The organism is Streptomyces sp. C, from assembly GCF_000158895.1.
Taxonomy (GTDB): domain Bacteria; phylum Actinomycetota; class Actinomycetes; order Streptomycetales; family Streptomycetaceae; genus Streptomyces; species Streptomyces racemochromogenes.
Genome location: NZ_GG657751.1, coordinates 328963 through 355685, shown reverse-complemented (window position 1 = coordinate 355685; position 26723 = coordinate 328963). Strand labels below are relative to the sequence as shown.

Annotated in this window: 27 protein-coding genes and 3 pseudogenes; 16 read left to right on the top strand and 14 right to left on the bottom strand. The window is 72.4% G+C overall.

Annotation, left to right across the window (positions count from 1 at the left end):
- Positions 1-34: 34 nt before the first annotated feature.
- A complete protein-coding gene (locus SSNG_RS34925; protein WP_129593418.1) occupies positions 35-445 on the bottom strand; it encodes a hypothetical protein in 411 nt (136 codons plus the stop codon).
- A gap of 291 nt (positions 446-736) precedes the next feature.
- On the opposite strand from SSNG_RS34925, the gene SSNG_RS34920 reads away from it, so the two are divergent.
- Complete coding sequence (locus tag SSNG_RS34920) at positions 737-955, top strand: hypothetical protein (RefSeq protein WP_042804651.1); 219 nt, start codon at positions 737-739, stop codon at positions 953-955.
- 33 nt (positions 956-988) lie between these two features.
- On the opposite strand, the pseudogene SSNG_RS44505 reads toward SSNG_RS34920, so the two are convergent.
- A pseudogene (locus SSNG_RS44505) lies at positions 989-1490 on the bottom strand (glutamate dehydrogenase); the annotation flags it as partial.
- A gap of 70 nt (positions 1491-1560) precedes the next feature.
- On the opposite strand from SSNG_RS44505, the gene SSNG_RS34910 reads away from it, so the two are divergent.
- Genes SSNG_RS34910 through SSNG_RS34900 form a run of 3 tightly spaced genes read left to right on the top strand, consistent with a single transcriptional unit; the run spans position 1561 to position 2874 of the window.
- Positions 1561-2103 (top strand): matrixin family metalloprotease, encoded by a 543-nt coding sequence (locus SSNG_RS34910; RefSeq protein ID WP_007268689.1) that lies wholly within the window; start codon positions 1561-1563, stop codon positions 2101-2103.
- A gap of 14 nt (positions 2104-2117) precedes the next feature.
- A complete protein-coding gene (locus SSNG_RS34905) occupies positions 2118-2639 on the top strand; it encodes a hypothetical protein (RefSeq protein ID WP_129593416.1) in 522 nt (173 codons plus the stop codon).
- Positions 2640-2649: 10 nt separating this feature from the next.
- Complete coding sequence (locus SSNG_RS34900) at positions 2650-2874, top strand: hypothetical protein (RefSeq protein ID WP_007268687.1); 225 nt, start codon at positions 2650-2652, stop codon at positions 2872-2874.
- Positions 2875-3131: 257 nt separating this feature from the next.
- Here the strand turns inward: SSNG_RS34900 and SSNG_RS34895 are convergent, their stop codons facing one another.
- Positions 3132-4601, bottom strand: a complete 1470-nt coding sequence (locus tag SSNG_RS34895; protein WP_007268686.1) for an MFS transporter — start codon at positions 4599-4601, stop codon at positions 3132-3134.
- Positions 4602-4706: 105 nt separating this feature from the next.
- On the opposite strand from SSNG_RS34895, the gene SSNG_RS34890 reads away from it, so the two are divergent.
- On the top strand, positions 4707-5663 hold the full coding sequence (locus tag SSNG_RS34890; RefSeq protein WP_007268685.1) for a helix-turn-helix transcriptional regulator: 957 nt from the start codon (positions 4707-4709) through the stop codon (positions 5661-5663).
- 10 nt (positions 5664-5673) lie between these two features.
- Here SSNG_RS34890 and SSNG_RS40750 read toward each other — a convergent pair whose 3' ends face one another.
- Together SSNG_RS40750 and SSNG_RS34885 are read right to left on the bottom strand one after the other, a co-directional pair.
- On the bottom strand, positions 5674-6294 hold the full coding sequence (locus SSNG_RS40750) for an SRPBCC domain-containing protein (protein WP_007268684.1): 621 nt from the start codon (positions 6292-6294) through the stop codon (positions 5674-5676).
- A gap of 12 nt (positions 6295-6306) precedes the next feature.
- Complete coding sequence (locus tag SSNG_RS34885; RefSeq protein ID WP_042804649.1) at positions 6307-6678, bottom strand: metalloregulator ArsR/SmtB family transcription factor; 372 nt, start codon at positions 6676-6678, stop codon at positions 6307-6309.
- Between the two features lie 60 nt (positions 6679-6738).
- On the opposite strand from SSNG_RS34885, the gene SSNG_RS34880 reads away from it, so the two are divergent.
- On the top strand, positions 6739-7266 hold the full coding sequence (locus SSNG_RS34880) for a TetR/AcrR family transcriptional regulator (protein WP_241695309.1): 528 nt from the start codon (positions 6739-6741) through the stop codon (positions 7264-7266).
- 3 nt (positions 7267-7269) lie between these two features.
- Here SSNG_RS34880 and SSNG_RS34875 read toward each other — a convergent pair.
- Positions 7270-7598, bottom strand: a pseudogene (locus tag SSNG_RS34875) (protein phosphatase).
- Positions 7599-7659: 61 nt separating this feature from the next.
- Entirely contained in the window at positions 7660-8190 is a 531-nt protein-coding gene (locus SSNG_RS34870; protein WP_042804648.1) for a GtrA family protein, read from the bottom strand.
- Between the two features lie 589 nt (positions 8191-8779).
- On the opposite strand from SSNG_RS34870, the gene SSNG_RS44495 reads away from it, so the two are divergent.
- Positions 8780-8950 carry a hypothetical protein gene (locus SSNG_RS44495; protein ID WP_007268678.1) on the top strand — a complete coding sequence of 57 codons (171 nt, stop codon included), beginning with the start codon at positions 8780-8782 and terminating at the stop codon, positions 8948-8950.
- 642 nt (positions 8951-9592) lie between these two features.
- Here the strand turns inward: SSNG_RS44495 and SSNG_RS34865 are convergent.
- Entirely contained in the window at positions 9593-11749 is a 2157-nt protein-coding gene (locus SSNG_RS34865) for a HEAT repeat domain-containing protein (RefSeq protein WP_007268676.1), read from the bottom strand.
- A 136-nt stretch (positions 11750-11885) separates the two neighbouring features.
- Here SSNG_RS34865 and SSNG_RS34860 point away from each other — a divergent pair, with 136 nt between their 5' ends.
- Positions 11886-12212 (top strand): hypothetical protein, encoded by a 327-nt coding sequence (locus SSNG_RS34860; RefSeq protein WP_129593415.1) that lies wholly within the window; start codon positions 11886-11888, stop codon positions 12210-12212.
- Positions 12213-13004: 792 nt separating this feature from the next.
- On the opposite strand, the gene SSNG_RS34855 is transcribed toward SSNG_RS34860, so the two are convergent.
- Entirely contained in the window at positions 13005-14552 is a 1548-nt protein-coding gene (locus SSNG_RS34855; RefSeq protein ID WP_042804646.1) for an RICIN domain-containing protein, read from the bottom strand.
- Between the two features lie 198 nt (positions 14553-14750).
- On the opposite strand from SSNG_RS34855, the gene SSNG_RS38415 reads away from it, so the two are divergent.
- The 4 genes and pseudogenes from SSNG_RS38415 to SSNG_RS34830 form a co-directional block, all read left to right on the top strand.
- A complete protein-coding gene (locus SSNG_RS38415) occupies positions 14751-15689 on the top strand; it encodes a hypothetical protein (protein WP_129593414.1) in 939 nt (312 codons plus the stop codon).
- Between the two features lie 169 nt (positions 15690-15858).
- Positions 15859-17238, top strand: coding sequence for a phospholipase A2 (locus tag SSNG_RS38410; RefSeq protein ID WP_050780028.1), 1380 nt, complete (start codon positions 15859-15861; stop codon positions 17236-17238).
- A gap of 337 nt (positions 17239-17575) precedes the next feature.
- Positions 17576-17983 (top strand): hypothetical protein, encoded by a 408-nt coding sequence (locus SSNG_RS34840; protein ID WP_007268669.1) that lies wholly within the window; start codon positions 17576-17578, stop codon positions 17981-17983.
- A gap of 617 nt (positions 17984-18600) precedes the next feature.
- Positions 18601-19356 (top strand): annotated as a pseudogene (locus tag SSNG_RS34830) (collagenase); the annotation flags it as partial.
- 111 nt (positions 19357-19467) lie between these two features.
- Here SSNG_RS34830 and SSNG_RS42700 read toward each other — a convergent pair.
- The 3 genes from SSNG_RS42700 to SSNG_RS34815 form a co-directional block, all read right to left on the bottom strand.
- Complete coding sequence (locus SSNG_RS42700; protein WP_042804645.1) at positions 19468-19665, bottom strand: hypothetical protein; 198 nt, start codon at positions 19663-19665, stop codon at positions 19468-19470.
- Between the two features lie 256 nt (positions 19666-19921).
- The gene (locus SSNG_RS34820; protein WP_007268665.1) at positions 19922-20299 is read right to left on the bottom strand and encodes a hypothetical protein; all 378 of its coding nucleotides are present in this window, start codon (positions 20297-20299) and stop codon (positions 19922-19924) included.
- Positions 20300-20652: 353 nt separating this feature from the next.
- Positions 20653-21402, bottom strand: a complete 750-nt coding sequence (locus SSNG_RS34815; RefSeq protein ID WP_007268664.1) for a hypothetical protein — start codon at positions 21400-21402, stop codon at positions 20653-20655.
- Positions 21403-21560: 158 nt separating this feature from the next.
- Between SSNG_RS34815 and SSNG_RS34810 the strand changes: the two genes are divergently transcribed.
- The gene (locus SSNG_RS34810; RefSeq protein WP_007268663.1) at positions 21561-22121 is read left to right on the top strand and encodes a hemerythrin domain-containing protein; all 561 of its coding nucleotides are present in this window, start codon (positions 21561-21563) and stop codon (positions 22119-22121) included.
- Positions 22122-22312: 191 nt separating this feature from the next.
- Entirely contained in the window at positions 22313-22816 is a 504-nt protein-coding gene (locus SSNG_RS34805) for a hypothetical protein (RefSeq protein ID WP_007268662.1), read from the top strand.
- A gap of 36 nt (positions 22817-22852) precedes the next feature.
- Here SSNG_RS34805 and SSNG_RS34800 read toward each other — a convergent pair whose 3' ends face one another.
- Positions 22853-23269, bottom strand: coding sequence for a hypothetical protein (locus SSNG_RS34800; RefSeq protein ID WP_007268661.1), 417 nt, complete (start codon positions 23267-23269; stop codon positions 22853-22855).
- Between the two features lie 237 nt (positions 23270-23506).
- Here SSNG_RS34800 and SSNG_RS34795 point away from each other — a divergent pair, with 237 nt between their 5' ends.
- Positions 23507-23983 carry a hemerythrin domain-containing protein gene (locus SSNG_RS34795; protein ID WP_007268660.1) on the top strand — a complete coding sequence of 159 codons (477 nt, stop codon included), beginning with the start codon at positions 23507-23509 and terminating at the stop codon, positions 23981-23983.
- A gap of 23 nt (positions 23984-24006) precedes the next feature.
- Entirely contained in the window at positions 24007-24804 is a 798-nt protein-coding gene (locus SSNG_RS34790; RefSeq protein ID WP_050780081.1) for an SDR family oxidoreductase, read from the top strand.
- A gap of 64 nt (positions 24805-24868) precedes the next feature.
- Here SSNG_RS34790 and SSNG_RS34785 read toward each other — a convergent pair.
- On the bottom strand, positions 24869-26723 hold a 1855-nt coding region (locus SSNG_RS34785), incomplete at its 5' end, for a prolyl oligopeptidase family serine peptidase (protein WP_241695307.1).

Below are 26723 nucleotides of genomic sequence, written 5' to 3'. Positions count from 1 at the left end.
GTTTGAGCTGCTTGTTCCCTCTTCGGGAGGGCATTCAGCGGTCGTAGCTCTTGAGTGTCTTCGAGGCACCGGTGGCCGACTTCAGGTAGTCGTTCTCCGACTTCAGGCTCTCGTTCTCCGCCGTCGACTCCGCCAACTGCGAGAGCAGTCCAGCAGCCATGGACACGAGTCCCTCGTGCTTCGTCTGGAGCTCCTCGTGATCCTCTTGGAGCTCCTCGTGGTCCTCCTGGAGCTTCTTGTACTTCCAGGTGATGACACCGATGGTGGTGGCGGCGAGAACGCCGACGCCGGCTACGGCCAGGCCCTTGGTCCGGCCGAACTTGCGTGCGGTCGGCTCGGCGACCTCCTTGCCGACGCACACATGGCCCGTCTCGCGCGAGTGCTGTTGAGCCTCGCCCAGATCGTCGGTCCGGTACGAGCACGATCCGCATTGGTAATGGACCATCAGGCTTCCCTCCCCCTCGCAGAGATGAGCTTGCCACAGGTCGCCCTCCGCCGACGACCGTCCGGTCATCCGGCGTAGGCCCGGCTGCCGGCCGTCCCGCGGAGAGCTGTGGTGGCCGCGACCGTGATGCGGTGCCACAGCCGGGCCCGGGCAGGGCGCGGCCGGGGACTGGCACGGCGCCGTCGCCCTGGCTCGCCAGGCCGCCTGCCACGGCACCACCAGCGCCCTGTTCTGCCTGGCCGTGATGCGGGGAGCGTCCGCGGACTGGCACGGCACCGGGAACCTCGCCAGGTGGCCGACCACGGCAGCACCCACGCCCTGGTCCACCTCCTCCTGGTACGGGGCGCCGCCACGAACCGGGACGTTCCCGAGGCCTTGGCGCGCCGGGTGGCCAGGCACCGCATCACCAACGCCCTGGTCCGCCTCGCCCAGCTGCCCAATGCCCTCCACAGGCTGTGGCCGTACGGCCTGGACCCGGACGGTACGCCGACACCCCCCTGGCGTCCTTGAGCGGGCGAAGGAACGCGGGAGGCCGGCGGCCCCTCAGGCGTAGGTGCCGTGGACCTCGCCCAGCGCTGCCAGGTGGTGCCGGGCCAGGGTGCGCGCCGCGGCGCGGGGTGACGTGCCGTCGGCCGCGCCCGTGTCCAGGACGAGCGTGACGAGCCGCGGGATCGACGTACGGACCTTGGCGAACGCCTCTTCCGCGTCAGGGCCGATGTCCCCGAAGAGGGTCCACCACCATCAGGCGTTCGTACCGGAGTTGGCGACGACGTCGGGGACGACCGTGATCCCGCGTGCCGCCAGGAGACGTTCGGCCTCGGGCAGCACGGCAGGTTCGCCGCCTCAACCACGTACCGGGCGGAGATCCGGGCCTGTTCGGCGGGGCCGACGCAGTAGGAGACCGCTGCGGGGACGAGGACCTCCGCTGCGGTGGTGAGCCACGCGCCGCCGGGCAGGCACCGGTCCGCGGGGCGGAACGTGACACGACGCCGCGGGTGTCCCGGGCGCCGAGCAGCGCCTCGACGTCCAGCCCGTCCGGATTGGCCTGCGCATTCCGTCTTCACCGGGCCGAGGAAACGATCGGCCACTCCAGCCGGAGCCCTAACGTGGACAGGATGAAGCGTCCCCTCGCCGCGTTGTCGACGGCCGCCGCCCTGCTGCTCCTCGCGCCCGGCCCGGCACACGCCGTGGATCCGGCGCCGTGCCTCAAGGGCGAGTCCGAATCCACGTCCCACAGCTCCGTCGACGGCGGCGAGCTGCGGTACACCGAGGTCTCGGAGTACGACCCCGAGATCAGGCACGCCATCGCCGCCTGGCAGTACGCCGGAGCGAAGATCAAAATCCTCAAGGACTCCGCGACGACCGTCAACGACCTCGAATTCGGGGACGTCGGCAGCCTGAACGGTGGAGCGGCCGGCGAGTGGCAGTTCCGCGCCGCGCCCGGCTTCACGGACTACGTCAAGTTCAGCAAGGCCAAGATGAAGAGCTACTCGCCGAAGAAGCGCCGCAGCGTCGCCGCGCACGAGCTGGGGCACGCCCTCGGCCTGTGCCACAAGGCGCACGCGACCACCGACTCACTGATGTGGCCGGACGTGCAGGAGAACTTCGACGTGCCGCAGGCCGTTGACAGGGCCAACTACAAGAAACTGTGGGGCTGATCATGGGTGCACGGATGTGGACTGCCGCAGGCCTGGGCGGCGGACTGCTGATCGTCGGCGGCGGCTGGTACGCGGTCGCGGGCACGGCCTCCTCCACCCATGCCGTCTGCGGCGCCGACCTGACGAAGGATCCCGTCGTCGCCAGCGAGTTCCCCGACATGGCGGTCGTCGAGGTCGTGGAGAACACGCGGGGCTGGGACAACGAGGGCGGCAGCTCGTTCCTCACCAGCGAGGTGAAGTCCCTCAAGACGCTGAAGGGCTCCGTGCCCGAGCAGCTGACCCTCACTCAGGGCGTCACGAAGGGCGGCACGGCGGCCGGGAAGTACGTCAACGACGACCCGCTGTACGCCGTCCTCGAACCCGGCAAGCAGTACGTCGTGGGCATCGAGACGATGGACAGCGACGGCCAGGGCCCGTGGGCCGGGTACGTGACGCCGGCCAAGCGCGGAGTGGAGGGCGAGGCCGCGCACTGGCGGGACGCTCAGAAGACCGCCGTGGCGCCGGTCTCGGCCTGCCACGACATCGTGAACGATTGACGGGCGGCCCGTGCGGGGAGCCGAGAGGAACGACGGCCCACCGAGCAGACCGGGCGAGAGCAGCCTGGCCTGTTCCGCGGCACCGAGCACCATCGAGTTCAGGGCACAGCACAACCGGCTCACCTCCCTGCCCGAGGCCATCGGCCGGCTCCGCTGCCTGCGCTGGAACGGGGTCGATCCGTCCCTGCCGATCGTCAGCGAACTGGAGCGACTGGGGTGCGTCGTCCTGATCTGACAGCGACGAACCCCTTCACGCCACAAAGCCGCTGGAGACGCGCGGAGCCCGCTCCCGACGCACGCTCGACCGTGTTCCGCTGCTTGCGGGCGTCGCTCCCTCCCTGGGCCGAGATCAGTCGCCGTGGGCGGGGCGCGGGTCGGGCATGAGGGGGGACAGGAAGGCCGGCCGGCTCGGGACGGGTGACCTCGGCCGACCGCGGCGGCCTGCTTTCCGGCCGTGCCCGGACGTGCCCCTGGTGGTCGCGAGCAACCGGCTCAGGCCGTCTGCTGCTGCAGTGGCAGCATTGATGCCGCCAGCGCGCCGACCAACACCCCGAACGTGACGAGCAGCGCGGTCACGAGGATGGCGTGCGCAGAGGAACCGGGCGACTGGCCGTCGGCCGCGCCGAGGTACACGCTGCCGTACGCCGCGACGCCGAGGACCTGCGCGATCTGCGCCGCGGTCGTCATCACGCCGCTCGCGTCCGCCGCGTCGGCCGGCTCGACCTGAGCCAGCGCCACGGTGAGCAGGGGGCTGGTGACGTAGCCCATCCCGATGCCGACGAACAGCTGCAGCGCCGGGAGCTCGATGCCGCCGTGGCCGCCCGAGCGCATGTCGAAGCCGATGGCCGCGTAGCCGACGGCGGCGAACACACACGCGGTGGCGATCATCCGCCGGCGGAGCCGCTCGGGCACTTTCTGCCAGGTGAGACTGCCGGTCGCGACGCCGATGGCGAGCGGCGCGAACGTCAGACCGGTACGGGTCGCGGACTCGCCGAGTCCTGACTGCATGTGCTGCGAGAAGGCGAACAGGAAGCCCGCGTACCCGGCCATCGCGAAGAAGTTCGCGGACGCTGCCGTCACCAGGCCGGGCGTCCTCAGAACCCGGCCCGGCACCAGCGGCACCCCGCCGCGGCGCGTGACGGCACGCTCGACGAGGGTGAACACCATGAGCGCGGGCAGCGAGGCGAGCAAGGAGATCCTCATCCACAGCGGCCAGTTCCGCTCGTGGCCCATGACCAGCGGCACGACCAGCAGCAGGAGCACCGCGGTCAGTGTGATCAGACCGGGAAAGTCCAGGCCCTTGGGCTTCGGTGGCTTCCCCCGCGGCAGCAGCCGCAGTCCGGCGATCGCCAGTACCACTCCCACCGGCACGTTGATCAGGAACACCGGACGCCAGCCGGTGCCGAAGAGATCCGCACTGACCAGGAGGCCACCGGCGACTTGCCCCGTTACCACGCCGAGTCCGATGACCGCCGCGTACAGGCTCAGCGCGCGGGCCCGCGCGGCCCCTTCGAAGCTCAGCTGGATCAGGCTGTAGATCTGCGGCATCATCGTCGCCGCGCCGACGCCCTGCACCACGCGGGCGCCGATCAGGGTCGCCGGGTCAGGTGCCAGACCGCAGGCGAGGGAGGCCGCGGTGAAGGTGACGAGTCCGAAGAGGAACATGGCCCGGAAACCGTTGCGGGCCCCCAGACGGGCGCCGGTCACCAACAGGGTGGCGTACGCGATGGTGTAGCCGGAGACGATGAGCTGCAGCGCCGAGCCGGTGGTGCCAAAGTCGGAGCGGATGGTCGGTGTCGCGACGTTGACGATGGTCGAGTCGAGCAGGGCCATGAAGACGGCGCCCAGCATGACGACCAGCATGCGGTTGTTCCGGCGCCGCCGTACAGCGGGGTCGGGGGCCGGTGGCACGCTGCCCTGAGATGGGGGTGTGACGGTCCGGGTCTGTTTCGTCTGACTCATGCCGGTGATGATCCTGGCGGTCCCATGGGCGTGCCAGACATCCAGTGATCCCGGTACCAGGAGTATCGGCTGCGCTGTTCGGCCGTCCTGCACACTGGGGTGGTGATGCCCGACGACACCGACTCCGTGAACGGTCCCACCAGCGGTTCCGCAGCCGACGAAGCCCAGCGGCGCTCCGAGCTGGGCGCCTTCCTCAGGCTGCGCCGGGAGCGCACCGCCCCGGAGGAAGCGGGTATTTCGCACGGCACGAGGCGGCGCACGCCCGGCCTGCGCCGCGAGGAGGTCGCCCAGCTCTCCGGCATCGGGGTCGCCTGGTACACGTGGCTTGAGCAGGGGCGTCGTATCAACCCCAGCGTCCAGGTCCTCGACGCGATCGGCCGGACGCTGCGGCTCGACCGGACCGAGCAGGACCATCTCTACCGGCTCGCGAACATTCCCAGCGTGCCCCCCGGCGAGTCGGCGCGGCAGCCCCAGGCGCCGGAGCACCAGACCATCCTCGATGCCCTGGTCCCGCTGCCGGCGTGCATCGTGACCGCCCGCTACGACGTGCTCGCCTTCAATGACGCGTACGCGGCGCTCGATCCGGGCCTGGTACTGCTGCCGGCGGCGGACCGCAATGTGCTGTGGCATCTGTTCACCTGCGAAGAGCATCTGCAGCCGCTCGTCGAGTGGGAGCGCGAAGTCTCCCTCATGGTGGCCCAGTTGCGGGTCGAGGCGGGCCGCCGGCTGGGCGACCCGTACTGGACCGGGTTCATCCGGCGGTTCTCCGAGGCGAACGGACGCTTCGCCGAAATGTGGGCCAGGCACGACGTCGCCTCGGGCGTCACGCGGCGCAAGTCGTTCCGGACCGTCGACTGGGACGAGATCAGCGTGACCGCGAGCGGCTTCGCGATGACCTCCGCCCCCGACATCAAAATGTGGATCTACACACCCGGCGATGCAAGGTCGCAACGGCTGCTCGATCAGCTCGTCGGCCGCTACCAGCGGTTGGGCCCTGCCGAGCTGCTGAGGCAAGGTGCCCGCACCGGTCGGGGTGGCCGGCATCCCGCCACCGCTCAATGACCGGCGCCGTTCAAGGGCCCGCGTCCGGAGCTGCGGCCGCGTCCGTCCCGTGGGGATCCCGTTCCTCGACGGGAAACCGGGACGATCCGCCTGAGATCGGCGGGTCCCAGCCTTCCTGCACGCGGGTGAGGGCCGGGTGGAGGCTGGGCTCGGTGGTGGTCAGACCGGGTGGTGGTCGGGGACGGCGTTGAGTTCGATGCCGTGTTCGAGCAGGGCCTTCATCGCGCACAGGCGGTGGCGAAGCCGCCGACGGTGTCGTTGACCCAGCGGACGGTGTCGTCCCCCGAGCCCTGGAACCGGTCTCGGTGACCTCGACGAAGGTGACCTGTTCCGTGTGCGGGGTGAACTTCAGCTCGACCTTGGTCGGCTGCCCGTAGTTACCCCACTCGAACCGGATCAGACGTCCCTTCTGCACCTCATGGACGCGGACGTCGGCTGACGTCCCGTAGGTCTCCCACTCCCAGCGCAGCTCGGATCCCGTGACCATGGGCCCGCTGCTCTTGCCGTACCAGAACCGGGACGTGACCGCCGGATCGGCAAAGGCCCGGAACGCCTCCGCCGCGGGCCTGCGCACCACCATGCAGGCATGTGCGGCAGGAGCGTGTGTGAGGCGCCGGTTCTCCATGGACATGATCGTGCTCCTCTAAGGGGTCGTCCGGTCGGCTCGCGATTCCCGCTCCGCCGCCTCGGCGATGCGCCTGACGTGCGCCAGGCGCCGGTCCCAGTCGGCGGCGAGCGAGGCCATCCACTGCGCCGTCGCATCGAGCGCCGTCGGCCGCACCGTGTAGCGCACCTCGCGACCGACGCGGCCGCCGCTCACCAGCCCGGCGGCGTCCAGAACAGCGAGGTGCTTGACCACGGCCTGGCGCGAGACGGGAAGATGTTCGGCGAGCGTCGTCGCGGTGGCCGCGTCCTGCGCGGCGAGCACTTCGAGCAGCCGGCGTCGCGTCGGATCGGCCAGGGCGGCGAGAACGGTGTCGACCGCCTCCACCGCGCCGCGGGGTTCGTCGGTCACGCGGCGGGCTGCTCGGCGCGCGTCTTGAGTGCGTCGAGCTCCTGCTGCCAGCCGCCGGTGTTGTCCACGGAGCGGGGCTTCGACAACGTCGGCGTGCGCGAGGTGGCGGAGGCGGCCGACGTCTCGCTGAGCACGCTCTTCAAGCACTTCCCCGGCAAGGAGGCCCTCGTCTTCGACCTCGACGCGGACATGGAGAGCGACCTGGTCGCCGCCGTTCGCGACCGGGCCCCGGGGCAGTCCGTGCTGCACGCCCTGCGCGACCACATGGTGCGCACCCGGACCGCCGCGCGGACCGACGACCCCACGTTCGTCCTCGTCGAATCCACCCCGGCGCTGCGGGACTACGCCCGGCGCATGTGGTCGCGCCACGAGAACACGCTGGCCGCCGCCCTCGCCGAGGCCGGCGGGCTCGCCCCGGAGGACCCCGCCGTCACCGGCCTGGCACGCTTCGCCCTGGAAGCACCCGGCATCGCCCGTGCGAGCGAAGACCCGACCCGGACCATGCACGACCTGTTCACCCTGCTGGAACACGGCTGGGCCGCCACCCCCCTGGCGGAACGGGAGGACCGCCCCGGCCGGGACGGATGACCGCTACGGGAAGCGGGTGACGAAGCGGCGTCGCCAGGGCGTCTCGACGGCGCGCGGGGCGTAGTGCTCCCGGACGTAGGCGACGGCCTCACGGCTGGGTACCCCGTCGAGCACGGCGAGGCATGCCAGCGCGGTGCCGGCCCGTCCGCGTCCACCGCCGCAGGCGATCTCGACGCGTTCGGCCTGGGCGCGCGCCCATGCCTCGCGCAGCGCGTCGGCGGTCGTGGTGGGGTCGGACGGCAGCCAGAAGTCGGCAGCCCCCGGCCGCGGACGCGCCGACCCGAGGCAAGCGTCATCACGCCCGGTGTCGCGGGTTCCCATGCGGCAGTCACGGTGCGAGCGCAGCCAGTCGGTTGCGGGTGAGAGCGCTGTTCCCAGGACCGGGCGCAGCGGTCAGGCGGCGCGGCAGAGCGCCGTCGGATCGGCGGGTACCGTGGCGCGTCCAACGGTCGCGGACACGGGGCGGTCGGCGCGGACGGGCACCGGCGCCGCGCACAGACGGTGGCGCGCGAAGACGACGAGGCGCAGGACCGCGAACCGCGCGACGCCGGCGACCGCAGAGGCGGTGAGGTAGACGACCTGTTCGAGGAGCGCGCCGGGGGCCGCGGCCAGGTGGTGCAGCATCAGCATCGCCATGCAGGTGACGACGTATGCGGCGGCTGCGGATCCGGCCGACTGCGTGTGCTGGCGCCAGGTCGCGCGGCCGCCCGCACCGAAGGTGAACCGGGCGTGCAGCTCGGTGGCCAGGAGCGTGGAAGCCGCGGTGATGACGGCGTTGGCCAGGGCCCAGGGCATCCAGGAGCCGAGGACCACCACGGCGAAGCTGGAGACGAGCCCCACTCCGCCGCCGCAGAGCACGAAGCGGGCGAACGAGGCGAAGGCGCCCGGTATCTCCTGCCGCCGGTTCAGTACTACCGCCTCCATGACCCACCCCTCCGAACCTTTGTTTCTGACAAGAGAAACGCTACGTTGCGTTAATCGAGACAGCAACGCCGAAGGTGCACATGGCTCGCAAATATGCAGGTAGGAGAGGTTAAAATCGTTGCACCGGTTCAGAAGGGAACGCAACAGCAGGAGCGGGAGCGTTGCAACAGACTGACTTTGAACGCTACGGCTCGGCCGCCGTCGCGCACGGCCGGCTAGCTCTTGCCCGGCTTCGGCTTCGGAGGCGGTGCCGTCGTCCTGCCCGGCTCCGGAGCGCGAACGGCGCGGCCGGCCCGGGAGATGCACGACGTGCCCTCCCACCAGGTCAGCCTGATCGCGGTACAGGCCGGCAGCGCGCAGGTCGGTGCGGACGGCGACGACACGCGCCGCCACACCCCGGGACGGCTCGCGGACCTGGTGTCGGGCAGCGGTCTGGCGAGCGGCTGCTGGGCGAGGTCCCGGGCGACGCGAGTCCGGCCATCCAGCGGGCCGTCTACCGGACGGTCCAGGAAGCCCTGACCAACGTGCGCGAGCACGCCCCCGGCGCGACGCGGTCGTCGAGATCCGCCGGACCGGCCCCGGGCTGCGGGTGACCGTGCGCAATACGGCCGCCGGCCGGCCCGGCCTGCGGCTGCCGGGCTCCGGAGACGGCCTGGTCGGCCTGTGGGAACGGACCGAGAACGGCGGGACCCTGGTCAGCGGCCCCACTCCCGAGGGCGGGTACCAGGTCGACGCCGTCCTCCCCCACCGCAGGACCTGACGGCGCCATCCCCGGGTCACCTGGCCACCGGAGAACAGCCGGTCGGATGTGCGTGGCAGCCGGTCGGAGGGTGGTCGCGGGGCCGCGGCCCAAGCAGAGTTCTCGGCAGCGGCCGATGCCGCTGCACCAGGATCGGCGTGGCGCCCTGACAGGCAATGCGCCGCTGCGGGCGCACGAGCCCGCGTCCGGCTGAGCGGCGTCACGAGGCCGGCCAGTCGTACATCAGCCTCGAACGCGAATGCACCTGGGCAGACGGGTCAGCGGTCATCGCCGTCGCCGGAAGCGTCGACTTCGACACCCCGCCGGCCTCCGTCGACCTGGACGCCTTCGCCGCGACCGCGGCCGGCGGTCCGCAACGAGGTGTGCAAGCAGATCGCCGCCAAACCCTGACCGACCGTCGCCGGGTACCGCCGCGGGCTGTTGGGCCGGCTGTCCGGAACCAGGCGGGATCGCGCCTGGTGTTCCGGTGCCGGGGCCATGGAGCAGACTGGCCGGATCGAGTCGGCCTCCGGGCCCGCCACCCGCACTCCCTCGAAACCCTCAAGGTCACCTCGCAGCGTGACCGGCACCGGGGGCCACTCACCGAGATCCCTCGACGGCCGGGTCGAGGCGCCGATCGGCCGCTGCCCGGGTGGACTCGCCTCAGGCCTGCCGTCCTATGACGGTTCGGGCGGCGTGCTGGAGGGCCTCGTCGTCCTCGATGCTCGTGAAGGGGCCGCCGCTGCGGCGGGCCAGGGCGAGTTCCGCGTGGATCCGGGGAAGGGCGGGGACGGCGGCGGGGCCCATCCGTTGCAGGCACTCCAGTACGTGGTTGGCGGTCGCGTCGTTCTGCTCCCAGGCCTCCAGCAGCACCGGCAGGACGAGCTCCGTCTCGGCCGGGCCGCCGATGGCGTGGATCGCGGCGGCGGCGTGAACCCGGGTCCACTCGTACCCGGCTTCGAGCATCTGCCGCAGACGGGGCAGGGCCGCGGCCGCCGGTGCTCCGATCCGGCCGAGGGCGTCGGCCGCGTCGTGGTGTTTGTGGGTTTCGAGGAGTTCGGTCAGCCGCGGTACGGCGTCCACGGGGTCGCGTTCGAGGGACCACAGGGCTTCTGCCGCGGCGAAGCGCACCTGAGGGTCCTTGGCGTCGGCGAGCGGGCGGATCGTGTCCAGGGCGGAGGCGGCGCCGGTGCCGAGTCGGGCCAGCGCGCTCATGGCCTCGGCTGCGCCGTGCCACTGCTCGTGCCGGACGGAGGCGGTGACGGCTGCGGTGAGTGCGGGTACTGCGGCCGGGTCGCCGAGCCTGCCGAGGGCGGTGACCAGCGCGCGGCGTTCCGACCAGGTCCACTCGCGGGAGTAGTCCGCGTCGGCCAGGCGCCGGGTCAGTCGGGGCAGCAGCTCTCCGGCGGCGTGGGGGAAGTGGTCGGTGACACGGATCGCGCGCCAGGCGTCGGTGTCGGTGTCCAGTGCCGTCAGCAGCCCGGGCAGGGCGCGTTCGTCGCCCAGGCGGGCCAGTGCCGTGACGGCCTGCTGGTGGGCGCGGCGCAGCAGGGGGTGCGGGGTGGCCCACACGGTCGGTCCGTGGCTGGCGCGGTGGGCTTCGAGGAGTGCGGCGAGGGCCTCGCGGGCGGGTTCGGCGAGGGCGGCGGGGAGTCGGCCGAGGGTCTCGGCCGCTTCGGCGGCGGTGTACGGGTCCTGGGGCAGCAGGCAGTCGGCGAGCAGCCGGACGAGGCCGGAGTGGTCGCCGCGCCACGTGTCGATCAGGCTCTTGGCCATGGCGATGGCGTCGTAGCGGGTGGCCCGGTCCGGGCTGCGGAGTTGGGCGGTCAGCAGGGCCGTGCGCTCGGGTGTCCGCGCGTCCAGGATGCCGTGGAGGGTGGTCAGCAGCTCTGTGGTCGGGGCGTGCCTGCGGCCGTGCCGGTCGAGGTCGGCGAAGGCTGCGGCGATGTGCGGCGGGACGTCCTGGTCCGGTGCCGGTGCGGCGGGGACGTCCGCGCAGGTGCACGGCCCGCGGTCGGTCGTCCCGGCTTCGGCTCCGGATGCGGCTTCCCCGGCCTCGGCCCTGGGCTGGGGCGCGGGCTCGGGCGTGAGCTGCCGGAGCAGGTCGATCGCCGTCGGGACGAGGCCGGCGCCGATTTCCTCCGGTGCGCAGGCGCTCCGGTGGACGAGGGCGGCGAGCCGGATGTCGGCGGCCGGTGTGGTTTCGGCCTCCAGGGCGTTAAGCCAGTTCGTCACCGGCCCGTACGCGGCCGGCAGGCGCCGGGCCAGGGTCGCGGCCGTCTCGATGACCAGGAGCCGCTCGATGGTGCCGTGCTCGGCCGCCAGCCGCTCGCGCAGCACGGCGAACGCCCGGTCGGCGTCGTCGAGGAACAGTCCCAGGGCCGGGACGGCGGCCTGCCGTACCCGCGGGTCGGGGTCGGCCGCGTACCGGACGAAGTCCTCGACGCGCTCACACATCCGGGGAACGACGTCCGCATAGGGCGTCGACTCGTGGCCGGACGGGCTGAAGTACACCTGGTCGGGGCCGCAGTCCAGCGCCCTCCTGCCGATGCTGAGCAGGAGCTGGATGACGGCCGCGCGGTCGGGTGCCCGGGGATCCCCGGCGAGTGCGAGGAGGAACGGCAGGCTCGCGGCCGTGCACCCGTAGACGTCACCCTGGTGGTGGGCCGCGCCGTAGAAGCTGCTGAAGCCGCTCTCCCGGATGTCGGGGTCGGGCGAGGCCATCTGTTCCAGCCACAGCGGGACTTCTTCGGCCGTGCCGTAGGCGTGGCCCATGGACGACCAGTCGACCCGGTCGACGCCCTCGAAAATGTCGATCATGGGCTGGACAATGCCACGGGGCACTGACAGTGCCACCGGGACCCGTTACGGAGACCACCCCTGGAGACGCCTCGGCCCGCAGAGCCGAGCAGGCCCCCAGCTGTTTGGTGCGATCGCGGCGATGTTGGATGAGTGCATGGCGAGACGCAAGAGGGAGAAGAAGAGCCGGCCTGCCTGGGGCATGCCGAAGGGGATCGTGCTGTTGGTGACGCCGGAGGGGTGGCGCCACAGCGTCCTCACCGTGGAGGGCGGCATGCTCTGCGGGCGGCTGAACGTGCCCGTCGGCACGGACCCGCACGACGCGCGGGCCGCGTCGGCACGGATGGTGACGGAACTCGGGCGCGACTTCCACGGAGCCGACGTCGAGGTGAGTTGGGAGCCGCCCCAGGAGCCCGGGGCATGGACCGCTCAGGTCACCCTCGCCGCCGTCTCCGAAGCCGATCCGCCGGGCACCGAAGGCTGAAGGCCCAACTCGCCTACCGGCCCGCCACAGCGCGGCGGCGGCGCGCTGATCCACCGGGTGCGAGCCGGCGGGGCCCACGGGTGCCCACCCACGCACCCGGGCAGCCCAAAGCGCAGGTCCAGCAGCCGTAGTGGTGCGTGCCGCGGCGCAGGGGGGCAGCGGCCTCGGTCGCCGCGGCGTGGCGGCGGCGCTGAGCGCGTGCTTCCTCGCCTCCGCGATGGCCGTGTCCACCCGGCACGGCGACGCCGCCTTCTGGTGCGCGGCGAGCGCGTGGCGATGGCCCTCGAACGCTGTCTCCCGCGTCTTCGGTGGGCCGGTGGGGGCGTCGCCGGGGCCGCCGGGGCCTCCCAGGCCCGTTCGGTGACCGGCGCCCCGAGCGCCGCGCCAAGGACCATCGGCGCGTGCCCCGTCGCGGCGCACCGTACGGACCGGCCGCGGCTTCTGCTTCGCCTTGTGGCCGGCACCGCTTCTCCGGGCCGCTTCCGTCGCGGTCCGCAGCGCGACCCGGGCCAGGTCGACGCCGGACGTCTCGCCGCTGCTCATGCCTGCCCCCAGGTGGTGTAGCCGAGGTCCGGATGCCCCGGGCCGGGCAAGGCGCTGCACTTGGGCGACGAACTCCCGGGTGAACAGGCGCTGCGCCGACGGGTCGCCCATCGTCGCGCGCCCATCCGATCGCGAGGGCGCCACCGGGTTCGTCGCCTTGTCTTGTCGGAGGTTGGTCGGGTGCACGGCCGGGCCCCGGCGCGGCTTCGCCGCCGTTCGATGCGCGCCGTAGCCGGCGAAGCGCCGGGGCTACGCCGCCAACAGTGACCAGTTGTGGTCGTCGGAGGGCCCGTCGATGCAGGGGTACAGCTGCAGCCGCGCGTCGTTGCCCGCGTTGAGTCCGGCGACGTCCAGACACAGGCCGCTGGCCTCGTTCACGATCCAGGCGCGTCCGCCGGGCAGGGGTTGTTCGTAGAAGCGCTGGTTGTCCGCGGCGCTCGGCACGCAGGTCCACATCTGCAAGGGCTCGTTGACCCCCGGCCTGCCCACACCCACAGGATCGAGGCACATGTTCGTGACCTTGGCGCTGCGGATGGTGAAGATCTGCCAGCCCGATGAGGTTCTCCCCCGGAAGTCGACGAAGAAGCGCTGGTTATCGGTGGTCGAGGTGTCGCAGGTGTACTGGTTGACCGGGGTACCGTTCACGGCCCCGCCAAGACCGGGAATGTCCACGCACTTGCCCGTGCGGTCATTGCGGATGAAGAGCGGGCCCACGCTCCCCTCGGCACGTCCCTCACCGGCGGCGGGCGGAGCCGGCGGGGCCGCGGCGGGTGGGGTGGCGTCCGGGGCGGAGGCCTTCTCGGAGGGGGTCTGGTCGGGGTTCGTGGAGACCGGTGGGGTCGGGGACACCGGGGTCGTGGGTCCGGTGGCGGACGGGTCGGGCGCCGGTGGAGGGGACGTGTGCAAGCCCGGGTCCGCCGGCGCGGTGATCTGCCGGTCATCCGGAAGTTCACCGGGTGCGGCCGTGTCGGAGGGGGCTTTGGCAGGGTCGCTCTGGTTGGCGATGACGAGGACCGCGACCAGTGCCGCGAGCGCCGCCCACTGCGCCGGCGCCCTCCAGTGGCCCCGCCGTCGACCCGGCCGACGGGACGCCTTCGGTGGCCCGAGCCCCTCTGCGGGGGTCGCGGTCCCGGCTTCGGCAGGGGGCCGCGAGGACGGCTGAGGTTCGGCGGCCGCCTCTGCCGGGGACAGCGGTGCGGCGGCCGGGGCCGAGGGCGGCGGGCCCGCGGGGGCGGAATCGTCACTGCGCGGGCCGGAAGCCTCGACCGGCGGCCCTTCGACGTGGGCCGGCACGGTCGTTGCCTGCGCGGGGTCGGCGGTCGGGTCGGCGGTCGGGGCGGGGGTGGAGGTCGCGTCCGGGCCGGGCACGGAAGGCTGCGGGTCCGCCTCCGCCGAGCTGTCGACCGGGGGCCCGACGACGGCCGGCACCACGGCGGAGTGCGCAGGCTCGGTCGGGTACGCGGCGGGTGTCGGCGATCCGGAGACCGCAGGCGTCCGGGAGGCGGCGAGCACGGCTGCGGTGGCCGCCGTGTGGAGGAGGCGCGCATCGCGCAGCTTGTCGGCTCTCGTGCGGCCGTCGCGGGCGTAGCGGTCTTCGATGATCTTGTTCAAACGCGGTAACGGAATGATCTTCAGGCCGGAGCGGTATTCGCTCCACACACTCGGGCTCAGGCTGTACCGCTCCGCCAGCTGCGTACCCGTCCAGTCCGCGGTCAGTTCTCGCAGGAACGTCGCGAGCGCGTTCGCCTCGGCCGTGCGGCCTTTCAGCGGGCCGGGCAGACGCCCTGATCGCTTCATTTCTCCCCCTCCACAGCCCGGCACGTCTGCCGGAAGTTCGCGCAACTTCGCCAACGTTCGCGGTTCTTCGCCGTCCACACCTCGGTGACCTGCGCGAACGCAGGAACACCCCGGCAAACAATCAGATCAGGTTCCAGCGTGGTGTTCCACCGCTTCCGCCAACCAGCCGGCGGAACCACCACAGCGAAGGGAACCACCGTGCAGCGACCGTTCCTCCGGCGGCCCAAGGCCCTCGCGGCCTTGGCGGGACTGGCGATGGCCGTCGGCCTGACCGGCATCCCCGCGCAGGCCCAGAGCACGCCGCACTACGAGCGCCCGATGGCAACCGGAACCCTCGGCAAGGGCGCGGCGCCCGGGGGGCCGGTCACCCGGGAGCAGATCATCGCCCGGGCCCGGCACTGGGTGGAGCGGGAAGTCCCGTACAGCCAGGCGCGCTGGTGGAAGGACGAGGCGACCGGTGGTTCCTACCGCCAGGACTGCTCCGGCTTCGTCTCCATGGCCTGGCAGCTGCGGGAGAGCCTGACCACCGCCTCCCTGCCCTCCGTCGCGAACCGCCTGCCCGGCTTCGATCAGCTGGAGGCCGGTGACGCCCTCGACAACCCGGCCGCCCACGCCGTGCTGTTCGGCGGCTGGACCGACAAGGCCAAGGGCGACTTCGTCTACTACAGCGAAAGCCGTGCCGGACGCCCCGCCCGCAAGGACACCGCCAACATCCACGACAACCGCATCGCCGGCCACCCCCGCACCTCCTACATCCCCCTGCGCCTCAAGCAGCTCACCACCGCCCAGGCGCCCGCACCGATACCGGCCAGGCCCACCGCACGCGCACAGGCCGCCCCGACGGCCGCACTCGCGCCCTCGGCCTCGACCGTGCCCAAGGCGAAGCCGAAGCCGAAGCCGAGCACCACGGCGGCGCCGGGCCGGATACCGATGCCGAGTACCACCGCGGCTCCGGGCCGGACGCCGGGCACGACCGCCCCGGCCGTGCCCGCGCCTTCCACCACGAGGCCACCGGCCGGCGCCGCGCCTGGCCCCGCCGTCACCGCCGCCCGGCCGGCCGCCCCCGCTCCCCCGCCCGGCGACGGTTGCCCGTCCAGCCGCCCGGTCTCCTTCTGGGCCTGGATCTTCAGCTTCTGACCGGCCATACCGTCCCGCTCCCCAGCACGCCATGCGCTCATCTCCGTCGACGTCCCGGAAAGGGATCACCATGCAGACCGTCACGCCACGAAGCGGCGGGCAGGCCCCGAATCGAGCCTCCACTCTCCGGGGTCGGATACACGGTGGCATCCGCCTGCTGTGCCTCCTCATGATCGGCGTCATCGCCCTCGGCGTCGCCGCCAACGCCTCCCCCGCCAAGCGCAAGGTCGGACGGGCCTCCGGCCCGGCCCCGATTGCCCTGGAGCAGATCGTCGCGGTCGGGACCACGGTGTTCGCTCTGTCCGCCGACCACCAGGCCGTCTACGAATGGTCCGAGCACCAGGAGAACTGGCGGCGGGTGAAGGGCGCCGCACAGGGGCTCTACGCGGGCGGCGGCAACGTCTACGCGATCGAAGCCGGACACAGCGGGGCGGGCGACATCTCCAAGTACGACCCGAAGACCGGAGGGTGGCAGCGCATCGGCGGCCCCGGATCCACCTTCGCCGCCACCTCCAAGCACCTCTACAAAGTCAGCCCCGACCAGTCCGGGCTCTGGAAGTACAGCGGCCCCGGTGACAAGTGGGACAAGGTCGGCGACCGCTCCGAGAACCTCTACGCAGGCCCGGACGACGCCGTCTACGTGACCAACCCCGACGACAAGAAGCTCTTCCGCTACGACGGAAAGTGGACTCCCGTGAGCGGTGACGGCGCCACCTTCGCCGTCACCGACAAGAACCTCTACCGCCTGACTCCCGACCGCGAGGCCATCGGCGAGTACGACGCGAAGAAGAAGAGGTGGGACCCCATCAGCGGGCCCGCCGAGAACATCTTCGCCGCCAACACCCTGTACAAGGTCATGCGTGGCACGGGCGACCTCCACAAGTACAACGGCCGCCCCAACAGCTGGAACCGCATCGGCGGACCGGCGGCCGGCTTCGCCGCCAGCGGTCACTACCTCTACCGGATCACCGCCGACCACCGCTCCGTCCAGAGGTACAACGGCAACGGCACGAACGATGTGTGGCGCAACCTCGGCTCCCCCGCGGTTCCGGCCACCTCCACGGAGAAGACCACCCGCCTGACCGCCCTCACCCAGCTCGGCCCGGCAGCCACCGCCGACTGGCTCCAGACCGCCGACGCCCACCGCAGCGGCAAGCCGGACCCGTACGAGTTCCGCTGGACGAACAACGAATGCAACTTCCCCGCCAGGAACCGTGTCGCCGGCTACGACTTCACCACGGCCTGCGTCCGGCACGACTTCGGCTACCGCAACTACCGCGACCTGCACGGTGAGAAGGACTTCCGCTCCAACCCGAACGGCAAGGCACGTATCGACGAGATCTTCCTCCAGGACATGAACCACGTCTGCGAGCAGCAGACGCGCCGGCACACCCCTGTCGCCATCGCCACCTGCAAGGCAACTGCCAAAACCTTCTACGAGGGCGTCAAGTACGGGGAACCGACCATCGCCGCGATCACCGGCAACCACGTCCCCGGCCCCAAGGAATGGATCAAGGGCTTCATGGACTGGCCCGGTACAGGCCGATGAGCTGATCCGCCGCCCGGCAGAGTGCACCCACTCTGCCGGGCCTCCCTGTCTGCCCTCCCCCAAGCTCTGCCGCTACCCCACCGGTGGCACCCGCGGCACAGGGGCGTGGTTGGTCCTGGCAGCCAGGAATGTTCCTCCCGCAGGCACGCAACCATGTCTACAGGGTCTTCGCAGCATCCATGCTCCACATCATCGCGAGGCCGGCCCCCGTCCGCGTCCCGCGTCCCGCGTTCGGCTCCGGGACCAAGCCGGTACCGGCCTTCCACCGCCAGGGTGCTGAGGGATCCCGCTCGCTCGAGTAGGGTCGCCGAATCCTTACCGATCAGGGGAGTTGGCGATGGAGCACATATCACGACGGGCCACCATCGCGGCGCTGACGGTGGTGGCGGGAGCCGCGCTGCTGGTGGGTTGCACGGAGGAACCACGGGAGCAGGTCATGCCAGGTCCGACGTCCACGGCCACGGCCGCTCCCCAGGACGCCGTGGCCCTGGCCGAGCGCTACCGGGCGGCCGGCGGGGACCCGGACGTGTACGGGATCCAGGTCGAAGACGGACCGGAAGGCGTGCCCCGGGTGGTCATCCGGACTCGCAACGCGGATCAGGAGGACGCGATCTTCCGCCGGCAGAACACCTCGGTCACCGCCCACCTGACGACGAAGGAGGGGGCGTCCTTCAAGAAGGGCTACTTCATCGACGTCTTCGGCCCCGACGGTGGACTCATCCACCGCATGGACGCTCGCCCCTAGAGCGTTTCCGATTGCGCCTGGGAAGGCATCTGGCAGCAGCCGAGGCCCTGGTCCTCCGCATCACCGCAGGCCAGGCGGGTGACGTCCCGGCCGTCGAGAGCGTCATGGACCGACGGCCCGGCCCAATGCCGTCCTGGCGCCTCACGGATGGGGGCGGTGAGCCCGTCGCCGGCGACCGTCCGGGGCGAACTGGTCAGCCACGTCTCCAGCTGACCGCTGTGGATCCTCGGCCGAAGAGCTTCGGGCACCACCGTGCCGGACGCGCGGCTCGCCGCCCCGGAGGTCACGCGGCCGAACCGTTGACGCGTGCCCCGTCACGCGCTGCGGTCGCGCGGCACGCGGGCATGTGGCCCGGTCGAGAGTATTGAAAAGGACATGTCACATGTGCCATTTTACAGCGCAGCCCGTCGAGGACGGGGCCCAACTCCCCTCACCAGGAGTGAATTTTGCGCGCCATGGCCGTCGTCACCGCCCTGTTCATAGCCGCCATCGCGGCTTCCCCCGCCCAGGCCGCCCAGGCCGACCCCCCGCCGGACCACGCGTTCTCGGACCCCGGCCAGCGGCCGGCCCACGGCATCGCGAAAGGTGCCCCCGGTGCGGCCGGAACGGCCGGCGGCAAGCTGGAGTCGCGCATCCTGCCGATCGTCCACAACTGCAGCCCCTCACTGCGGATCCGCGCCCAGGAGATGACCGCCGCCCAGCTGACGGCGACCTGCGCCAGCCTCGCGAACCAGGACGCCTACTTCCACAGCGTGGTGAAGGACTCCGGGCCCGTCCCCGACGACAACAACACCACCCTGGAAGTCGACGTCTTCAATTCGAGCGCCGACTACAAGGCCTACGCGGGCCGGATCTACGGCATCGACACCAGCAACGGCGGCATGTACCTCGAGGGGGACCCCGCGCGGACGGGCAACCAGCCGCGGTTCATCTGCTACGAGCGCACGGACGTCAGCCCCGGCTGGCAGATATGGAACCTCAACCACGAGTACACCCACTACCTCGACGGCCGCTTCAACCTGTACGGGGACTTCGACGCCGGCCAGTCCACCCCCACCGTGTGGTGGGGCGAGGGCATCGCGGAGTACGTCTCCTACTCCTACCGGGGCGTCACCTACTCCAACGCCCTGGCCGAGGCCGGCAAGCACACGTACTCCCTGCGCACGCTGTTCGACACCACCTACGCCAACAGCGACGTCAACCGCACCTACAACTGGGGCTACCTCGCCGCCCGCTACATGGTCGAGGAGCACCCCGCCGACGTCGCGACCGTGCTCGGCCACTACCGCGACGGGAACTGGACCGCCGCCCGTTCCCTCCTCACCTCGCTGGACTACGAGAGCGACTGGAACGCCTGGCTGACGTCCGTGGCGACGGCCGCCTGACCCCGGTCAGCAACACCTGCCCCGACGCGCCGGGACCGGACGGGCGAGTTCCTGGCCGTGTGCTCCCGTGCTCGTGGGCGCGCTCATGGCCTGCTCCCGTCAGCCGGTCGGCGCGTCCGGCCGGCCCTCGGCCTGGTCGTCGAGCTGGTCCTGCGTGATCACCTGCACCTCGTTGGTGCGCTCGTTGCGGATCCGGTAGACCGCGTGCGGGCCCGGGTCGCGCACTTCCTCAATGCGGCCGCGATGCCGGTCGCGGCCGTCCCGGTAGGTGACCTCGTCGTTCTCGCCAGGAGTCATCGTCTCCTCCTTGCCCGGGGATCCGTGTACGGCTGCCGCCCGTACCGGCCGGCCGGCCCCGACGGGGCCGCCCCAGTGGCCGGTGCCGCACGGGGCGCCTACCCGGCGATCCCGGCCGGCACCACTCATGGGCGGACCGTCTCGGGAGCTGCGATCGAGTGCCCTCCGCCGGCTCGGGCATCGGGTCACGGACCCGGGCGGGATCTCCGGTTGAGGACGACTCGCACCCGACCGACGACGAACCCCCGACTCCGGGTCACCGGAGCTTGCCGCCCAGTTCCGCGATGAGCCGCCGGTAGGTCTCGAAGGCCGACTTCGGGGTGTAGTCGTCATACAGCAGACCGAAGTGGGAGAAGATCCCCTCGGCGCGGCTGTCGGCGTCCCGCAGGGCGAAGAGCGAGTAGCCGTCGATGTTCAGCTCGGCGGTGAGGGCGGCCGTGGTCCGGATGACGGTGTCCAGGGCGGCGGCCTGGCGCTGCTCGGTGCGTCCGGGGCCGGTTGGCCAGCCGTTCTCGTAGATGCGTATCGGGACGGTGTCGGGGATGCCCGCCTTCGGCAGGCAGGTACGGCGGTACGAGGTGAGGACCGCGGTGACCGCGTCCGCGAGTCGGCCGGGGGCGACGGGGCGGAACACGTCGGGGAAGAAGTCCAGTCCGACGTAGTCCAGGCTCTGCCGGAAGCCCGTGCCTGCCAGGGCGCCCAGGTCGGACAGAAGGTGTCGGCCGGGTCGAAGGACGGGACGGCGTTGAAGCCGACGGCCACGCGGCGGCCAAGGGAGCGCGCCTCCTCCTTGGCGGCGCGGCGCTGCGCGAGCTCCGGCGGCGCATCATGGCCGGCGAAGCGTCCGAGGGGGCCCGTGACGCCGTGGTGTCAGCCGTGGTCCTGGGGTTCGGCCTGCTCTGCCGCGGACTCCACTGCCGGGCCGGCGTCGGCGTCGGCGTCAAAGGGGTAGGGGTACCGACCCGTCGCGGCGCTGCTGTCCGCCCCCTACAGGTGCCCCAGGGCGAACGCCGACAGGAACCCGATCACGGTGACCAGGCCGGTCAGCAGGTGCACCCGGCTGTACGCCTCGGGGATCATCGTATCCGCGATCATCGCCAGGATCGCCCCGCCGGCCACAGCCGTGATCACCGCCATCACCGTCTCGGACGCCCCACCCAGGAGCGCGTAGCCGGCCAGCGCCGCCAGACCGCTGATGACAGCGATGCCGGCCCACAGGGAAAAGACGTAGGTACGGCTGCGGCCGGCGGCACGCATGCCGGCGGCGCTGGCCAGGCCCTCGGGCAGGTTGCTGATGAACACCGCCCCCACCGTGGCCGCCCCCAGGTGCCCGCCGCCCAGGAGACCGGTGCCGATCACCACGGACTCCGGCACCCCGTCCAGCAGCGCCCCCAACGCGATGGCGTTGCCCGAACCGGGCTCCTGGGACTCCGAGGGCTGCTGCCGGCCGGAGCGCTTGCGATGCTGGGCGCCGCGCCGGGCCAGCAGGGCATTCGCACCCGAGTACACCGCCGCCCCGCCGACCGCGCCGGACACCACCGGCGCCATGCCGGAGCGCTCGTACGCCTCGGCCATCAACTCGAACGACACCGCGGCCATCAGAACCCCGCTGCCGAACGCCATGACCAGCGCGATCCACCGAGGCGGGACCCGCACGAACGAGCCGACCGCCGCGCCCACCAGGAGCGCGGCCCCCGCGAACAGACCCCAACCACCCGCGACCAGCGCTTCCACCACGAACCGCCCCTTCCCTCAACCGCCGACACATGCAACATGCACCGTGACCGTCCGTCCATGCGGGTGAGAGGTCTCCTGCCGCCGGGCGCTCGGGGGCGGGACGGGGAAGCGATCGGATCGGGCCGCAGCGGCCCGGACCCAACGCGTACGGAGGCGACATGGGACACGGCGGGAATGTGATCGACGAGCTGAAGGCCGACCACCGGGAGGTCGAGCGGATGTTCAGCCGTCTCCGGGCCATGACCGGCAGCGGACAGGAGCTCCGTGACCTCATCGACGAGTTCACCATCGAGCTCGTGCGGCACTCGGTCGCCGAGGAGCAGTACCTCTACCCGGCGGTACGCGAGCACGTCGAGGGCGGCGACCGGATGGCGGACAAGGAGCTCGAGGACCACAGCCGTGTCGAGAAGATCCTCAAGCAGCTCGAGAAGATGCGCACGGACGACGCGCAGATGAGCCCTCTCCTCCAGCGGCTCATGGAAGAGGTCTCCGACCACGTCCAGGACGAGGAGAGCAATCTCTTCCCGATGCTTCAGCGGTCCTGCACGCCCGAGCAGCTGGACGATCTCGGCGACAAGATCCGCCGCGCCAAGGCCATGGCGCCCACCCGCCCCCACCCCGCCGCGCCCAGCAGCCCCACCGCCAGCAAGCTGCTCGCGCCGGGGGCCGGCCTGGTGGACCGGGCGCGCGACTTCGTGACCGGCCGCGGCAAGTCCTGAGCCCCGCTCCCGGCGGCGGGCCCGCAGGTGGGCTTCCGGGCCCGCCACCCCGGGCCGGACGGTGACGTGCGTCATGCCGTACGGCGGCCGCTCGCGGCTACTCTGGTCAGCCACGAGCGGAGCGGAGCGGCTTCGCCCCGCAGCTCGCGGCCCGGCACGGGCAGGGCGAGCACGCCTCCTGAGGAACCGCCGTGTCCGCCGATCTCGCACCCGTCATAGCCGCCGGCACCCGCTGGGTGCTCGCCGCCTACCCGCCCGCCCCGGGCGCCTACAGCCGGGCACTGGCCGAAGCCCAGGCCCGGCAGGCAGTCACGGTCGCCGCCGCGCTGCGCTACCCGGATCCGCTCGACGCCCAGCTGCTCCATCTCCTCGGCCCCGGGGGCAGCGGCCGCCTGGACTGGCTGGCCGGCGTCGACCAGGGGGCAGACGGGGACGGCGGCTGGCGGACATGGGTGGACGAGACCGTCGTCAGCTGGGCCGCCTGCCTCCTCGCCTCCCCCGCTCTCGCCGTCGAGGCCCACCACCGCATCGGTCGCGGCCGGGCCGGGGAGGTCAGCCGTCTCACCCGCCCCGGTGACCACGACGACGAAGCGGCAGCGCTGATGCGCCACCCCGACCTGCTCGAGCCGGTCGCCGCCCTGCACCGGGACGCGCTGCTGGACCTGCTGGACAGCCAGACCGCCGTTCGGGGATAGGCGGGGACAGGAGCAGACGCGGGCGTGCGTGCCGCGTCACCTGCCGGAGGGCCCTTCGGTCCGGTGGTCCTGGGGTCGGATCCCGGTGAAGGCCGAGGCGTCCTTGCTGCCGCTCGGGCGCCGTGACGTGCCCTTGGGGCCTTCGTCGTGCATGCCGTCCTCGCCCTTCGCCGCGATTTCCTCGCCGCCGCGGCCACCGCCCTTGGTGGGCCGGCCGTGCGGGTTCCCCGACTCCTGGGCCGATACCGTCCTGCCGGGGCCCGGGGCGGGGGCGTACCGCTCGGGGTGGAAGGACCGGTGGGCGCTGGGGTTGTCCTGCTGGTTCGTCCCGTCGACGTCCGGCGACCAGCCGTGCTCCGCGCCCTCGTGCCGGCTCGCCTCCGGCTGCGCCGGGCCCTGGGGGCCGGTCCGGTCCGTGTTCTTGTCCTTGTTCTTGTCCGGGTTTCGGCTCATGGTCCTTCTCCTGTTCCTCCGGGCCGTGCGAAGGCGCCTACCCCGCGGCCGGGCCCGCACTCCACGGCCGGCCGCACGGCGGACGGTCACGCCCACCCGGGTGACCTGCGCCCCCGCCCACGGCCGCGTACGCCGCAGCGGCAGGTGTGGGGGCGTGAGGATGGACGGGGCCTTCGGGCCGGAGTTCTGACAGCGGGGCCGCCCGACGGCCCGCCGACCGACCATCGAAGGACATCCATGGACGCGATCGTGCTCCTGCGCGAGGACCACAAGACGGTCGAGAAGCTGTTCAAGCAGTTCGAGAAGACCGAGGACGAGGACACGGGCGAGCGGCGCCGGATCGCGGACCAGGTCATCGAGGAGCTGACCGTCCACGCGTGGATCGAGGAACGGATCTTCTACCCGGCCGCCCGCGAGGCCGCGCCGGACACCACCGACCACATCCTGGAGAGCATCGAGGAGCACCACGCGGTCGTGTGGATGCTGTCGGAGATCAAGGGCATGGACGCGTCCGACGAACGGTTCAAGGCGAAGATGAGCGTGCTGATGGAGAACGTCCGCCACCACGTGGAGGAAGAGGAGAAGGAGTGGTTCCCGGACGTGCGCAAGGCCATGGGCCGCAACCGCCTCACCGAGATCGGTGAGCGGCTGGAGGCGGAGAAGCCGAACGCGCCCCGGGACCCGTTGGCCATCCCCAGCGCCGACAGCCGATGACACCGTCCGGCGTGATCGGACCCATGGACTTCACGCCCGCCACGGCGGTGGTCACCGGTTCCGACTCGGGGATCGGCCGGGCCGTCGCCGTCCGGCTGGCCTCGGCCGGACTCGATGTGGGCATCACCTGGCACGAGGACGAAGAGGGGGCCCGGCGCACCGCGGAGGAGGTGCGGGCGCTGGGCCGGCGGGCCGTGTCCGCCCGGCTCGACCTGACCGACCTGCCCGCCGCCGCCGACGTCATCGACCGGCTCGCCGGTGAGCTGGGGCGGCTGGACGTGCTGGTGAACAACGCCGGCACGGGTACGGCCACGCCCTTCCTCGATCTCGACCTGGCGGGCGTCCGCCGGATCCTCGACGTGGACCTCGTGGGCCCGCTGCTGTGCGGCCAGCGGGCGGCACGGCACATGATCCGTCAGGGTGGTGGCGGTCGGATCGTCAACGTGACCTCGGTCCACGAGCACCAGCCGCGCGTCGGCTCGGGCCCGTACTGTGCGGCCAAGGGCGGACTGGGGCTGCTCACCCAGGTGATGGCCCTCGAACTCGCCGAACACGGCATCACCGTCAACGCCGTGGCACCCGGGGAGATCGCCACGCCCATGACCGGGCAGGAGGACGCGGACGTGCGGACGCAGCTCCGTCCGGGGATCCCCGCCGGCCGGCCCGGCGACGCCCGCGAGGTCGCCGCCGTCATCGCCTTCCTGGCCGCCCCCGAGGCCTCCTACGTCACCGGGGCGTCCTGGGCCGTGGACGGCGGCATGCTGCGGATGGGGCCGATGGCCGGGTCGCACATGGGCCACGACGGGTGGCGCAGGCCCTGAGGAGCGTCGCCCGCCGCCGGGCACCGCACGCCGGGGTGCGGGCGGGCGGACGGACGGGCACGGCTCACGGGGGTGGGAGGGTCGGGCCGAGGTGGCGTTCCAGCCAGTCCGCGGCGGCCCGCCGGTAGAGCCTGCGGTTGTCCGCCCGCAGGAACTCGTGGCCCTCGTCGCGCAGGGTCAGCTGCTGGGCCGGCACCCCCCGCTCGCGTGCCGCGCGGATGAACTGCTCGGATTCCGTGGGCGGCACGTTGGTGTCGTGTTCGCCGTGGACGGCCAGCACGGGAGCGCGCAGTTGGTCGATGCGGCTCATCGGCGACAGGGCGTGCAGCAGGTCCCGGTCGTGTTCGGGGTGGCCGTACTTGGCGGTGGCGGACTGGGCGATCCACGGTTCGGTTCCGGCGAAGAAGGTGGCGAAGTCCGACATGCCGCAGACGGCGACCCCGGCTCGGAAGAGGTCCGGGTGCCATACGAGGGAGGCCATGGTGAGGTAGCCGCCGTACGAGCGGCCCATCACCCCGAGCCGCACCGGGTCGGCGTAGCCGAGCGAGACCGCGTGCGCGGCGCAGTCGGCGACGTCGTCGATCGCGGCGAACCGGCCGGCGCCGAGGTCGGCGTCCACGAAGGACCGTCCCCAGCCGGAGGATCCTCGGACATCGGGGGCGAAGACGTCCAGGCCCCTGGCGAGGAGCTCGTGGTAGAGCGGGCTGAACACCGGGCGCTCCTGCTCTTCGGGGCCGCCGTGGAGGTGGATGACGCACGGGGCGGGCCTGCCCGGGTCCCGGCCCGGCGCCCGGTAGTACCAGCCGCCGAGCAGCAGCCCGTCCCGGGCGCGGCAGCGCAGGGGGACCGGGCTCACGGGTGGCGGGCCGGGCGGTGCGGCGTCCTCGTCGCGGGCCGTCCAGCCCGTGCGGGCGGGTGCGAGGCCCTGGTCGAGTTCCCAGATGCCGGGCCTGCGCCGGGATCCCGACAGCGCGGCGAAGGGTCCGCCGCGCTCCGGGCAGGCGAGGCGGGTCACCACCTCGTGGGGCAGGACGGGCCGGTGCCGCGGTCCGATGCCGCCGTCCGTGTCGCCGTGGGGCAGGTCGACGCCCTCCAGGTCGGTCGCGCCGTGCGCGTTCCAGGCGAGGAAGGCCCACCGGCCGTGGTCGGGCACGCTCAGCAGGTCGAGGGCGGACCCGGGGCGTTCGGCCGCCACGGACACGGCCCGGCCCGCGCCGTCCTCGTCCAGGCGGACCCGTACGAGGGCCGCGAACTCGCGGTCGGTGTCGCTGCGCAGCCACACGGTCCGCGCGTCGGGGGAGAACCGGCCGATCCAGGGGTCTCCGTCGGCGACGTGCAGGGCGAAGGTGGTGCGGCCGGAGGCGGTGTCGAGCACGAGGGCCTGGCGTCGGCCTCGCGGTCCCCGGCGGATCAGCGCGAGACGGCCGTCGGGGCTGGTGTCGCACACGCGCAGTGACGCCGCTCCCTCCTCGTCGTGGAGCAGGACGGGTGCGTTCACCCCGTCCGGGTCGATCAGGAAGGCCGCCAGGCCGCCGGCCCGGCCCTGCCCGAGGTCGGGAACGGGCGCCCCGTCCGCCGCGGGGTGGATCTGCGCCGGGGCGGGGAGGGCCGGGCCCCCTGAGGGGGCCGCCTCCGCTCCGAGCAGGGTGGCTGGGCCGCCGCGTTCGGACCAGGCCGTACCGGGGCCTGGGGGGCCCGCCGCCTGCGGGCTCCCTCCGTACGGCGTGAGGTGTCCCGGCCCGGTGTGCTCCGGGACCGCCGCGGAGGGATGGGCGACCGTGACGGCGAGGGCGCTGCCGTCGCGGGTCCAGCAGCCCAGGTGGGCGGAGCTGCCCGGTTCGGCCCCGGCGAGCACCTGGCGTCCGGTGCCGTCCGGGCGGACGACCAGGACGCGGGTGTGCTCGCCGCCGCCGGGCGCC